Here is a 13,115-nt window from a genome sequence, read left to right as displayed (position 1 = left end):
GGTGCCTTTCAGTTGTAGCTAGTCGGACGGGGTGGAGTTCGGCCACCAGCCGATGGCCTGGGGTGAACCCTGGGTGGCGGCGTTGGGCCACCAGCCGATGGCCTCAGGCGAACCCTGGGTGGCGGCGTTGGGCCACCAGCCGATGGCCTGGGCTGAATCCTGTGCGAAGTTCGGCCACCAGCCAATGGCTATGGACGAATCCTGCGAGGGGCTCTGGCTGCTGGCGGACACCGCTGCCGAGCCGGTAATTCCTGCGAGCAAGATTGCTGCTGCCGCGAGGAGCGCGGCGAGAGTTCTTTTCATGCGAAAGCTCCTGATGTTTTGTGACTGAAGCGACTGGAGTGAACGAAGTGAAGCACGCTCATTATAAGAGTAACGACACGCCGTGTCATCAATGCATTGTCCATATCTCTCAAAATCGTGCTAATTGCCGGACCGCGTTTTGGCGAAGTGTCTCAGGGACATAATGGAGCTATGCGAGAAAAGAAGGTTGCGCCGTCATACGCTGCCGTGGAGCTTGAGGCGAGGGGACACAGGGCCAGCCACGAGTTCACCAAGGCTGCCGATGGCGCGCGTTCGGCCGCCGACATTGCCCGCGGCGAGGGTGATTCCACGGGGTGGTGGAACATGACTTTCCTTCAAGCCGAGAACCTTCTCGACGCCGGTGACTTCGCTGAGTGCACGGCCCTGGCGAGATCCCTTTCCGAGGCATCGTTGGCTGTAGGCTCGCCCCAGCACAAGGCCCGGGCACTCATTTTGATGGCAAACTCCCTGCGGAGCGAAGGACTTTTGGAGCTGGCGACGGCGGCCGCGGCGTCGGCCGTCGGCCTGGTCGATGATGACGCGGACATGGAAATTGACGTCCACGCACGGCAGGCACTGATCGCGGCGTTTGGCGAGTCAGGAAAACTCGAGGAGGCATGGGAGGAGTGCCTGTCCCTCTCGGAAAGAATCTCCGATGAAATGGATGACCAGTTGGCCGGCAAGGCGTACTGGGTCATTGGCAATGTGGCGTTCCTTTGCGACAAGGTAGCTGAGGGCCTCCAGTACCACGAGCTCGCCGCGGAAACCTTTTCCCCTTCCCGGAACCTTGATGTCTGGGCCAAGTTCAACAAGGCGTCGGCGGCGATGAGGCTGGCGGCGGAAGTGGCAGATGCCGCCACACTGCGGTGCATTGAGCGTGCCGAACTTGCCACGGACGTCGTCGGGGGCAGCGAAGAGGAGATTCTCCTGCTTCGCCTCAACCGCGCTCATTGGAACTACCTGGCAGGAGACGCCAAGGCGGCACTTGAGCTGCTGGACGAAATCAGTGGCAGTGCCGACCAGTTGCCTTCGCAGATCGCCGGAGAGATATTCCTTTTGCTGGCGCGCGCCCAAGCCGATACCGGGAGCACTCAGGCGGCGAAGGAAAGCTTGATCGAAGCGGCCGATCGCTTCGACAAAGCCGGTGCGCACCAGCGTGCCCTCCAAGCGCGGGAGATGCTCGCTCCGGGGCCCGATTCGGAAGACTGATTCTGATCTGGAGTCGCGCCTAAAGGGCGTTGGCCCAGTCAGGCGCTCTTCTTGGAACGCCGCCGGCCAAGTAACACAGCCGCGCCGCCAGCCAAGAGGCTCAGCAGGAACAGTACCCAGCCCACAACGGTGAGCGTGGAAGCCAAAGCCACCTGGCCGGCGTCGGGCGTTGCAGATCCGAGCGCAGCGTCAACCGCCACGTTGCTCCACAAACGGACCACTGCGAACAGCAGCGGAGCTGCCCACAGGGCCCGGCGCAGTGCCTTTCCGGCCACATTGGTGCCGATGAGCAGAAGCCAGGTGAAGCCGAAGATCAGCGGAAACAGGGTTCCGGCGGTTTTGTGGATGTAGCTGAGCTGTCCGCGGGCGTCGTCCGTCATGGCGCCATGCAATTGATGGACGTAGTCGGTAGAGAACCCGCCGATGAGGGAATCGGGCATGGACATACCGCCGGACAACTGGGTCATCTGGTTCAGGGTCAGCAGATGCACGTACCAGAACAGGAAAAGGCTGGCCACAACCCCGGCAATCACGATGAGGCGCCCGTTGTTCTGCGCCTTCTCCGGGGACCGCTGGGTGGTGGGATTGATCACCGACGGCAAGTGGTGCTGGGGAACAGCGGCGTTGGCGCCGTGCTTTTTGATGCGTTGGGCTGGGGTCTTGGCCATGTCATTCATTATCCCGCCACATAAGCTGGACCCATGACCACTGGCAGGCACTCCGCCACAGAACTTGATCCATCGCTCGACGACTACGAACTCGCTGCGGCCCTGGTCCGGGAAGCCGGGCAGCTTGCCCTGCTGATGCGGATGGGCGGGTTGCAAGGGGAACGGAAGACTTCCGTTTCTGACGTGGTGACCGCCGCGGACCATGCGGCTGAGGCCTACGTCCTTGAGCAACTGCGCCGTTGCCGGCCGGACGACGGCATCCTGGGTGAAGAAGGAAGCTCGGTGGCAGGAAACAGCGGCCGCACCTGGGTGATCGATCCCGTGGACGGTACCTACAATTTCCTGCACGGCTCCACCTATTGGTGCTCGGCGATCGCCTTGAAGCACGACCGTCCGGCCACACATGGGGTCGCCTCGGATGCGGACGTGATCCTCGGGGCTATCTATCAACCGGAGTTGGACAAGCTCTGGACCGGCGGCGAAGGCCACCCCGCCACCCTCAACGACGAACGGATCCCGGGGCCGTCGGGCGCTGCCCTCAGTCAACTCGGTGCCGCGACCTACATCCACCCCACCTGGCTGGCCGATCCCCGCGCCGCCATGCCCTGGCACGCTGCAGCGGTGTCCGCAGCGTCATTGCGCATGTTCGGTTCCGGCTCCTGCGATCTCGGCCGGGTGGCCGACGGCGAACTGGGCTGCTGGTTCCAGCACAGCTGCCCCGAGTGGGACTGGCTCCCCGGCAAGGCGATCGTCCGCGCGGCAGGCGGGGACACCGACGTCGTGCGCGTCAACGGCCTGGACTGGTTCCTCGCGGGAGGCCCGACGGCGGTCCGCGAGTTGCGTGCGGCGCTCACCTCGGTGCCGCAATTCGCTTGAGCATGCGCTGTCCTTGGTTGGAGGAGTGGGGCGACCTCATCCTGGGAGGCATCCGGACATTCGGTGTCAGAGCCACCGCCTAGACTGGTAAACACCATGGATATGTTGTTTGACCCGTACGCGGATGGCCCCTTCAAAGCTGCAAGCCAAGCTGCCACCAAGGCCGCTCCGGCCATGCTTTCACGCGCCGGAAGCGGCCCTGCGCAGGGTGGTAATGCGCCGGGCGGCTCTGCGCCTAGCGACTCTGCGTCAGGTGGCGGTGTGTCTTGGGGTGGCTCGCCCGGCGGTGGGCAAGACGGGGGCCACGCGGGCTTGCCGTCTGCGGAGGCATTGCTCGAAGGGTTGAACCCCCAGCAGGAGGAAGCCGTCAAACATGCCGGCAGCCCTTTGCTGATCGTCGCCGGTGCAGGGTCAGGCAAGACCCGCGTGCTGTCGAACCGCATTGCGTACCTGATAGCCACCAGGCGGGCGCACCACGGCGAGATCCTGGCCATTACCTTCACCAACAAGGCGGCCGCGGAAATGCGGGAGCGCATCGAAGCGCTGGTGGGTGCACGCGCCAAGTCGATGTGGATCTCCACGTTCCACTCCTCCTGTGTGCGCATCCTGCGCCGCGAAGCCGCCAACGTGGGACTGAACTCCAATTTCTCCATCTACGACTCCGCGGACTCCCTGCGGCTCATCACCCTCGTAGCGAAGAACTTGGACCTTGACCCCAAGAAGTTCGCCCCCAAAGCCATTCAGCACAAGATCTCGGCCCTCAAGAACGAGCTCATCGACGACGACGCGTTCGCCTCCAGTGCCAATTACAACGAACCCTTCGAACAGGCCGTGGCCGAGGTCTTCAAGGGCTACACACAGCGCTTGCGCCAGGCCAATGCCATGGACTTCGACGACCTCATCGCGCAGACCGTGTACATGTTCCGGGCCTTCCCTGCGCTCGCGGAGTCCTACCGACGTCGGTTCCGCCACGTACTCGTGGACGAATACCAGGACACCAACCACGCCCAGTACGCATTGGTCCGCGAAATAGTCGGCGAGGGTCCGCAGGCGAGCGAGCTGACCGTCGTCGGGGACTCCGACCAATCCATCTACGCCTTCCGCGGGGCGGACATCCGCAACATCGTCGAATTCGAGAAGGACTACCCGGAAGCCCGCACCATCAAGTTGGAGCAGAACTACCGCTCCACCCAGAACATCCTGAGCGCGGCGAACTCGGTTATTTCGCGCAACCCCAACCGCCCGGACAAGAAACTCTGGACGGCCGAAGGCGACGGCGAAAAGATCATCGGCTACGTGGGGGAGAACGAGCACGACGAAGCCCAGTTCATCGCCAAGGAGATCGACCGGCTCCAGGACGAGGAAGGCCTGCGTCCGGGAGACGTCGCCATCTTCTACCGCACCAACGCCCAATCCCGCTCCATTGAAGACGTCCTCGTCCGCGTCGGCCTGCCGTACAAAGTGGTGGGCGGCACCCGCTTCTACGAGCGCAAGGAAATCAAGGACGCCCTCGCGTACCTTCGCGTCCTGGTGAACCCGGACGACGACGTCAATCTGCGCCGCGTCCTCAACGAACCCAAGCGGGGAATCGGCGATCGTGCCGAAGGTGCCGTGGCGGCGCTCGCCGAACGCGAACGCACGTCGTTCATGACCGCGGCACGCAAGGCGGACCAGGCTCCCGGCATGGCCACCCGCTCCGTGAACGCGGTCCTGGGCTTCGTGAAGCTTCTGGATGACCTGGCCGAAGTGGCCTCGGGTTCCGGGGCCGCGGCAGCTTTGGAAGCTGTCCTGGAACAGACCGGTTACCTGGCCGGGCTCCGCGCCAGCACCGATCCGCAAGACGAACCCCGCGTGGAAAACCTCGCCGAACTGGTGGCGGTGGTCCGGGAATACGAGCGCGACAACCCAGAAGGCTCGCTGGGCGAATTCCTCGAGCAAGTCTCCCTCGTAGCCGACGCCGACCAGATCCCGGACGCTCCGGAGGGATCTTCCGAGGATGCTGCCGCGGCCGTGGCCGAGGCCAAGCGGATGGGCGTGGTCACGCTCATGACCCTCCACACGGCCAAGGGCTTGGAATTCCCCGTCGTCTTCCTCACTGGCATGGAACACGGGCTGTTCCCGCACCAGCGGTCCGCAACGGATCCCAAAGAACTGGCGGAGGAGCGTCGCCTGGCCTATGTGGGCCTCACCCGTGCACGGAAGCGCCTTTACGTGACCCGTTCGGAGGTCCGTAGCATGTGGGGCCAGAGCCAATACAACCCCGCCAGCCAATTCCTCGAGGAGATCCCCACCGGCCTGGTGGAGTGGAAGCGCGAAGGCACCTCCCGCCAAGTGAGCGGCTGGGGTAACGCCCCAATCGGCTCCGGGCGTTACGGCGGCTCCTTCTGGGGTGCCGGAACGTCGCGCGGCGCTGCCGCCAGCGGCACGGCGGGCTTCAACGCCGACGTGCCGGCCGCCGTCGTACGCAACCGTGTCCAGCCGCAAAAGGAAGTGGTCGCCGTCGTCGTGGGGGACAAAGTGAACCACACGAGCTTCGGCAACGGCACCGTGATCGGCATCGAAGGCGCCGGTGACAAGACCGTGGCAAAGGTGAAGTTCGACGTCGGCGAGAAACGGTTGCTGCTGCGTTACGCGCCGCTGACCAAACTGGATTCCTAGCCGCTCCCGGCGGCCTGTCGTCCCGGCATGAGGGCGGCCTGGCGCGCCGGAAAACCGCGCCATATAGCGGTTTTTCTACGGTCGATAGAACTGTGTGCTTACTCACTTAACAGGTACTGTAGAACCGGCTGGCCTCCCCGGGGGGCTAAAGTTCGAGAGGAACTTGCGCAATGTGACCGGCTGCTAGACGGCCGTTCGATGCGCACCTATCCGCAGCCGGTTTTCGCGGTCACCGTGGTTTCCGGCTGTACAGAAACTACTTCGACGTAGAAGGACACTAAACCGTGGACCTGTTTGAATATCAGGCGCGCGATATGTTCGAAGCGCACGGTGTACCCGTGCTCGCCGGCATCGTGGCGCACACTCCTGAAGAAGCAAAGGCTGCTGCCGAGAACATCGGCGGCGTGACCGTCGTCAAGGCGCAGGTAAAGGTCGGTGGCCGTGGCAAGGCCGGCGGTGTCAAGGTCGCAAAGTCCGCTGACGAAGCGCTTGAGCACGCCACCAACATCCTTGGCATGGACATCAAGGGCCACACCGTCAACAAGGTCATGATCGCCCAGGGCGCCGACATTGCTGAGGAATACTACTTCTCCGTCCTGCTGGACCGGGCCAACCGCAACTACCTGGCCATGTGCTCGGTTGAAGGCGGCATGGAAATCGAGCAGCTTGCCGTTGAGCGCCCCGAGGCACTCGCCAAGGTCGCCATCGATCCCGCCGTAGGAATCGACCAGGCCAAGGCCGACGAAATCGTTGCCGCTGCTGGTTTCTCCGAAGAACTGCGCGGCAAGGTTGCTTCCGTCATCCTGAAGCTCTGGGATGTCTTCAAGAAGGAAGACGCAACCCTTGTTGAGGTCAACCCGTTGGTCAAGACCGGCGCTGGCGATATCGTCGCCCTTGACGGCAAGGTCACGCTGGACGAGAACGCCGGCTTCCGCCACCCACACCACTCCGACCTTGAGGACAAGGACGCAGCTGACCCGCTCGAGGCCAAGGCCAAGGCGCAGGACCTCAACTACGTGAAGCTTGACGGCTCGGTCGGCATCATCGGCAACGGCGCCGGTCTCGTGATGTCAACCCTCGACGTCGTTGCTTACGCAGGCGAAAACCACGGCAACGTCAAGCCGGCCAACTTCCTGGACATCGGCGGTGGAGCCTCCGCTGAGGTCATGGCCGCCGGCCTGGACGTCATCCTCGGTGACGAGCAGGTCAAGAGCGTTTTCGTGAACGTCTTCGGTGGCATCACGGCGTGTGACGCTGTGGCAAAGGGCATCGTCGGTGCACTGGCCGAGCTTGGCGTCCATGCCAACAAGCCGTTGGTTGTCCGTCTCGATGGCAACAACGTCGAAGAGGGCCGCCGCATCCTGGCCGAGGCCAACCACCCGCTGGTTACCCTGGCAGCCACCATGGACGAGGGCGCCGACAAGGCCGCCGAACTCGCCAACTCCAAATAAGCATCGGGAAGTAAGGCGACTTAAATCATGTCTATCTACCTCAACAAGGACTCCAAGGTCATCGTCCAGGGCATCACCGGCGGCGAAGGCACCAAGCACACCTCCCTGATGCTCAAGGCCGGCACCAACATCGTCGGTGGCGTCAATGCCCGCAAGGCAGGCACCACGGTCCTGCACGGCGGCAAGGACATCACCGTCTTCGGCACCGTCAAGGAAGCCATCGCGGAGACCGGCGCCGACGTCTCGATCGTCTTCGTTCCGCCGGCATTCACCCAGTCCGCCGTGGTTGAAGCCATCGAAGCAGGCATCGGCCTTGTCGTCGTCATCACCGAAGGCGTGCCGGTCCAGGACTCTGCCGAGTTCTGGGCACTCGCCCAGGCCACGGTGGACGCTGACGGCAAGCAGATCACCCGCATCATCGGGCCGAACTGCCCCGGCATCATCACCCCGGGCGAGGCCCTGGTTGGCATCACCCCGGCAAACATCACGGGCAAGGGCCCCATCGGCTTGGTCTCCAAGTCCGGTACCTTGACCTACCAGATGATGTACGAACTGCGCGACCTTGGCTTCTCCACTGCCATCGGCATCGGTGGCGACCCCGTCATCGGCACCACCCACATCGACGCCCTGGCTGCGTTCGAGGCTGACCCGGAGACCAAGGCAATCGTCATGATCGGCGAAATCGGTGGCGACGCTGAAGAGCGCGCAGCCGACTTCATCAAGGCCAACGTGACCAAGCCGGTTGTCGGCTACGTTGCAGGCTTCACCGCCCCCGAGGGCAAGACCATGGGCCACGCAGGCGCCATCGTCTCCGGCTCTGCGGGTACGGCTCAGGCCAAGAAGGAAGCTCTCGAAGCTGCAGGCGTGAAGGTCGGCAAGACCCCGTCCGAGACCGCCAAGCTGCTCCGCGAGGTCTTCGCAACCCTCTAGGACACAACACCAAATCAGGGCCCACGGACGCGAGGGACCCGCCGCGAGCTTGCGAGCGGTGGGAGCGTCTGGAGGGCCCACGGACGCGAGGGTCCCGCCGCGAGCTTGCGAGCGGTGGGAGCGTCTGGGGATCGGCGCCCGTCACCTTCCACGTGAAGGTGACGGGCGCCGTCGTGGTTTAACTGTTGAATGCCCGGGCGGGCGTTGCCACGACACACGCTCGCTCACTTATGAAGGGTTTTCCACCGACGCTCGCTCACATCTGAAGGCTTTTGACCCGACGCTCGCTCACATCTAGTGAGCGAGCGTTTGCGGTTAAGGCCGGATATCAGAGCGAGCGTCCTGGAATTTGGCCGGATATGTGAGCGAGCGTCGCAGGGGGCGTCAGGCGGGAAGGGCTTGTGGCGGGATTCAATAGTTTGTTAGTATGTCAGGACAAACTATTAAGGAGAGCAGATGCCCCTCGTCCGCATTGACGTCAACGAAGGACGCACACCAGAGCAGCTCGACGACCTGAGCAAGCGAATTCACGACGCTATCCTCGCCGAGTATGGCATCCCGGAGCGCGACTACTTCCACATCATCACCGAGCATCCAGCAGGCCAGATTGTTGCGCAGGATGCCGGCCTCGGTTTCGAACGAAGTTCCGGCGTGGTCATGATCCAGATATTCACCCAGGGCGGGCGGAGTCGCGAAGCCAAGCAGTCCCTGTTCGCTGCCATCGCCGCCGGGCTCGGCGAGATTGGCGTCGCCGGCGAGGATGTCTTCCTGGGGTACGTCGAAAATAGTGCCGATGACTGGTCCTTCGGCTTTGGCCGCGCCCAGTATGTCACTGGCGAGCTTGCTGTTCCTGCGCGTTAACTGAGGCGTTTTGGGGCGGATTCAAGCCCTGGTCGCCGCGTAATTTATGCCATTACGTTTCGTTGTAAATATGTCAGTACAAACCTTTGACAGGACATGAATTCTGGTGCAAAGTAGTGGTTGTGGCCCCGCTCACTGCGGGCCGGCAAAAGCACCGGAGCTCTCACCGTCCCGCAAGAAGAGTTCACTACAGAAAGGTCCGCGATCACCGTGACCCACGAACTGCTCACCATCGGGCGCATCAGCGTTGATATCTACCCGAACGACATCGGTGTGGGACTGGAGGACGTGCAGTCCTTCGGCAAGTATCTTGGCGGCTCACCGTCCAACGTTGCCGTTGCCGCCGCCCGCCACGGCCGCCGTTCCGGCGTGATTACGCGCACGGGCGATGACCCTTTCGGCATCTACCTCCACCGCGAGCTGCGCAAGTTCAAGGTCGACGACGCATTCGTCACCCCGGTGCCGGGCCTTCAGACCCCGGCCACGTTCTGCGCGATCCAGCCTCCGCACGACTTCCCCTTGTACTTCTACGGCCGTTTCCCGACGGCGCCGGACCTGCAGATCAAAGCCGAGGAACTCGACCTGGCTGCCATCAAGGACGCGGGCATCTTCTGGTCTACCGTGACCGGCCTCTGCCAGGAACCGAGCCGTTCCGCCCACCTCGCAGCACATGAAGCCAGGCCGCGCACAGGCCTGAACGAGGGCCAGTACACCATCCTGGACTTGGACTACCGGCCCATGTTCTGGGCTTCCGAAGACGAGGCCCGGGCCGAGGTCGCCAAGATCCTGCCGCACGTCACGGTCGCCATCGGCAATGACAAGGAATGCGCCGTCGCGGTTGGTGAAGGAACCCCGGACGAGCAGGCCGACCGCCTGCTGGCCGCCGGCGTCGAGATCGCCGTCGTCAAGCTTGGCCCCGAAGGCGTCATGGCCAAGACCCGCACCGAACGCGTTGTCTCCGCTCCCGTCCCCGTAGAGACCGTCAACGGCCTGGGCGCAGGCGACTCCTTCGGCGGCGCCTTCTGCCACGGGCTGTTGTCCGGCTGGCCGTTGGCCCGGATCCTGGACTATGCGAACGCCGCAGGGGCTATCGTCGCCTCACGCCTCTCGTGCGCCGATGCGATGCCGACGCCGGAGGAAGTCACCTCCTTGCTCGCCGAACGTGGCCGCCTGACCCCTGCCGGCACCGCGGGCGCCGAAGCAGCAGCTTCCCACGCAGCAGTTTCCGAAGGAGCAACACGTTGAGCTTCAATGATGACCCCCGCCGTTACGAGCACTTGAGTGCCATCCGGCTTGAAGATCCCGACGCCGTTGCCCGCGCCGCCGCCGCGCGTCGCCGCCACCCGGGCCTGAAGTACGGCTCCCAGAACTTCATCGTCGCAGCCGACCACCCGGCCCGCGGCGCGCTGAGCGTCGGCGCCGACCCGGTGGCCATGGCGGACCGCCGGGAACTATTGGACCGGCTGCAGATCGCTTTGGCGAATCCCGCCGTCGACGGCGTGCTCGCGAGCCCGGATATCATGGATGACCTGCTCCTGCTCGGGGCGCTTGAGGGCAAGCTTGTCTTCGGTTCGATGAACCGCGGCGGCCTCGCCGGTCTGGTCAACGAAATCGACGACCGTTTCACGGGCCACACCGCAGCCGCCTTGGACGCCCTGGGTGCCGACGGCGGAAAGATGCTTACCCGGATCTGCCTCGGTGACCCGGATACGGCGTCGATCCTGGAAGCGACGGCCAAGGCGGTGGACTCCCTCGCGGCGCGCAAGCTCATCGCCATGGTGGAACCGTTCTTGTCCGTCCGCGAGGCGAACGGCAAGGTCCGCAACGACCTTTCTCCGGACGCGGTCATCAAGTCGGTGGCGATTGCGCAGGGCCTTGGTTCCACGAGCGCCTACACCTGGATGAAGCTCCCGGTCGTGGCCGAGATGGAGCGCGTCATGGCCGCCACCACACTGCCAACGGTCTTGTTGGGCGGAGATCCGGACGCGGGCCAGGACGAGGTCTTCGCCAGCTGGCAGGCAGCGCTTGCCCTGCCCGGAGTCCAGGGATTGACTGTGGGACGAACCCTTTTGTATCCGGCCGACGGGGACGTGGCCGGGGCCGTGGCCACCGCGGCCTCGCTCTTGAAAACGCCAGCGCTGCTGAAGACACCTGCGAAAGTATCGGAGTAAGAGCAATGTCAACGCGCAGAATGACGGTCGCCCAGGCGGTTGTCGAGTTCCTGTCCAGGCAGTACACCGTGGACACAGTCGGCGGGAGCGAGTACCGGGAGCGCCTGATCCCGGGCACCTTCGGGATCTTCGGGCACGGCAACGTTGCCGGTGTCGGCCAGGCCCTCAAGCAGTACCAGCAGCTTGATCCGAGCATCATGCCGTACTACCAGGGACGCAACGAGCAAGCCCAGGCGCACCAGGCTGTCGGCTACGCCCGGCACACCCGCCGCCGCCAGACCTTCGCGATCAGCACCTCGATCGGCCCGGGTTCCTCGAACCTGCTGACCGGCGCGGCGCTGGCCACCACCAACCGGCTGCCGGTCCTGCTGCTGCCGTCCGACACCTTCGCCACCCGGGCCGCGGACCCCGTGCTGCAGCAGCTAGAGCTGCCCTACGCCTACGACATCACGGTCAATGACGCTTTCCGTCCGCTGTCCAAGTTCTTCGACCGGGTGTCCCGTCCGGAGCAGTTGTTCTCGGCGTTCCACCACGGCCTGCGCGTCCTGACGGACCCTGCCGAGACCGGTGCCGTGACCATTTCGCTGCCGCAGGACGTCCAGGCCGAAGCCTTGGATGTCCCGGAGGAGTTCCTCGCCGAGCGTGAGTGGCGGATCCGCCGCCCCGAGGCCGACGACGACGACATCCGCCGCGCCGCCGAGGCCATCCGTGCCGCGAAGCGTCCGCTCATCATTGCGGGCGGTGGGGTCCTCTACGCCTTCGCCAACGAGGAGCTCGCCAAGTTCGCCGAGCTCACCGGCATCCCGGTGGGCAACACTCAAGCCGGCGTCGGCGTCCTTCCGTGGGACCACAAGTTCTCGCTCGGAGCCATCGGTTCCACGGGCACGACGGCGGCGAACGCCATCGCTGCCGAGGCTGACTTGATCATCGGCATCGGTACCCGTTACGAGGACTTCACGACGGCGTCGCGCACTGCGTTCCAGAACCCCGACGTGAAGTTCGTCAACATCAACGTGGCCGCGATCGACGCGTACAAGCACGGCACCGTGCTGCCGATCGTCGCCGACGCCCGCAAGGCACTCGTCAAGCTGAACCAGGCGCTCGGCGGCTACCGGGTCGGCGCGGACCTCGAGCAGAAGATCGCGGCCGAGAAGAAGCGCTGGAACGGAATCGTGGACGAAGCCTTCGACACCCGCCATACGCCGCTCCCGGCCCAGAACGAGATCATCGGCGCCACCAACCGGGCCATGGACGAGCAGGACGTTGTAATCTGCGCCGCCGGTTCCCTGCCCGGTGACCTGCACAAGATGTGGCGCGTCCGGGACCCCTTCGGCTACCACGTGGAATATGCCTACTCCTGCATGGGTTACGAAATCCCCGGCGGCCTGGGCGTCAAGCGCGCCGCGTTGGCCGAGGCCGCTGCGGGCGGCAAGGATCGCGACGTCGTGGTCATGGTGGGGGACGGCTCCTACCTGATGATGCACACCGAACTTGTCACCGCCGTCGCCGAACGCATCAAACTGATCGTCGTCCTGATCCAGAACCACGGCTACGCCTCGATCGGCTCGCTCTCCGAGTCCCTGGGCTCGCAGCGCTTCGGCACCCAGTACCGGGTCCTGGACAAGGAGCAACACTCCTTCGACGCCGGCGAGAACCTGCCCATCGACCTGGCCCTCAACGCCGAGTCCCTCGGGGCGAAGGTGATCCGGATTGAACCGGGGGAGAAGGTCATCGCCGAACTCGAACAAGCCATCCGCGACGCGAAAGCGGCACCGGAAGAGACCGGACCGATCGTCATCCACGTCGAATCGGACCCCATGCTGGACGCGCCGAGCTCCGAATCCTGGTGGGACGTTCCCGTCTCGCAGGTCTCCGAACTCGAATCCACCCAGCAGGCCTATCAGACGTACACCGAACACAAGAACCGCCAGCGCAAGCTGCTCGGCTAGCCCCCTCAAACTCGCTTCAAGCACCAGACAAGGAAGTCC

Annotated in this window: 11 protein-coding genes; 9 read left to right on the top strand and 2 right to left on the bottom strand. The window is 64.2% G+C overall.

Annotated elements, in window-relative coordinates:
- Window positions 1–18 precede the first annotated feature (18 nt).
- Window positions 19–303 carry a hypothetical protein gene (locus ABEA18_RS20710; protein ID WP_345452349.1) on the bottom strand — a complete coding sequence of 95 codons (285 nt, stop codon included), beginning with the start codon at window positions 301–303 and terminating at the stop codon, window positions 19–21.
- 171 nt (window positions 304–474) lie between these two features.
- On the opposite strand from ABEA18_RS20710, the gene ABEA18_RS20705 reads away from it, so the two are divergent.
- The gene (locus tag ABEA18_RS20705) at window positions 475–1,512 is read left to right on the top strand and encodes a hypothetical protein (RefSeq protein WP_345452347.1); all 1,038 of its coding nucleotides are present in this window, start codon (window positions 475–477) and stop codon (window positions 1,510–1,512) included.
- 38 nt (window positions 1,513–1,550) lie between these two features.
- Here ABEA18_RS20705 and ABEA18_RS20700 read toward each other — a convergent pair whose 3' ends face one another.
- Window positions 1,551–2,180, bottom strand: a complete 630-nt coding sequence (locus ABEA18_RS20700) for a hypothetical protein (RefSeq protein WP_345452345.1) — start codon at window positions 2,178–2,180, stop codon at window positions 1,551–1,553.
- A 33-nt stretch (window positions 2,181–2,213) separates the two neighbouring features.
- Between ABEA18_RS20700 and ABEA18_RS20695 the strand changes: the two genes are divergently transcribed.
- The 8 genes from ABEA18_RS20695 to iolD all read left to right on the top strand — a co-directional run bounded on the left by ABEA18_RS20695 (window position 2,214) and on the right by iolD (window position 13,076).
- Window positions 2,214–3,056 (top strand): inositol monophosphatase family protein, encoded by an 843-nt coding sequence (locus ABEA18_RS20695; protein WP_345452343.1) that lies wholly within the window; start codon window positions 2,214–2,216, stop codon window positions 3,054–3,056.
- Between the two features lie 96 nt (window positions 3,057–3,152).
- Complete coding sequence (gene pcrA / locus ABEA18_RS20690; protein ID WP_345452341.1) at window positions 3,153–5,714, top strand: DNA helicase PcrA; 2,562 nt, start codon at window positions 3,153–3,155, stop codon at window positions 5,712–5,714.
- Window positions 5,715–5,998: 284 nt separating this feature from the next.
- Window positions 5,999–7,165, top strand: a complete 1,167-nt coding sequence (gene sucC / locus ABEA18_RS20685) for an ADP-forming succinate--CoA ligase subunit beta (RefSeq protein WP_345452339.1) — start codon at window positions 5,999–6,001, stop codon at window positions 7,163–7,165.
- A 27-nt stretch (window positions 7,166–7,192) separates the two neighbouring features.
- Window positions 7,193–8,095 (top strand): succinate--CoA ligase subunit alpha, encoded by a 903-nt coding sequence (sucD, locus tag ABEA18_RS20680; RefSeq protein WP_345452337.1) that lies wholly within the window; start codon window positions 7,193–7,195, stop codon window positions 8,093–8,095.
- 456 nt (window positions 8,096–8,551) lie between these two features.
- Window positions 8,552–8,956, top strand: a complete 405-nt coding sequence (locus tag ABEA18_RS20675; RefSeq protein WP_345452335.1) for a tautomerase family protein — start codon at window positions 8,552–8,554, stop codon at window positions 8,954–8,956.
- Between the two features lie 210 nt (window positions 8,957–9,166).
- Entirely contained in the window at window positions 9,167–10,201 is a 1,035-nt protein-coding gene (gene iolC / locus ABEA18_RS20670) for a 5-dehydro-2-deoxygluconokinase (protein WP_345452333.1), read from the top strand.
- A complete protein-coding gene (locus ABEA18_RS20665; protein ID WP_345452331.1) occupies window positions 10,198–11,127 on the top strand; it encodes a Cgl0159 family (beta/alpha)8-fold protein in 930 nt (309 codons plus the stop codon). Before iolC ends, ABEA18_RS20665 begins: the two co-directional genes overlap by 4 nt.
- Before the next feature lie 20 nt (window positions 11,128–11,147).
- Window positions 11,148–13,076 carry a 3D-(3,5/4)-trihydroxycyclohexane-1,2-dione acylhydrolase (decyclizing) gene (gene iolD / locus ABEA18_RS20660; RefSeq protein ID WP_345452660.1) on the top strand — a complete coding sequence of 643 codons (1,929 nt, stop codon included), beginning with the start codon at window positions 11,148–11,150 and terminating at the stop codon, window positions 13,074–13,076.
- The last annotated feature ends 39 nt before the right edge of the window (window positions 13,077–13,115 follow it).

This window comes from Arthrobacter gyeryongensis, assembly GCF_039543785.1.
In the GTDB taxonomy this organism is placed as follows: domain Bacteria; phylum Actinomycetota; class Actinomycetes; order Actinomycetales; family Micrococcaceae; genus Arthrobacter; species Arthrobacter gyeryongensis.
Note: the sequence above shows the minus strand (reverse complement) of the source record. Positions and strands in the feature narration are given on the sequence as shown.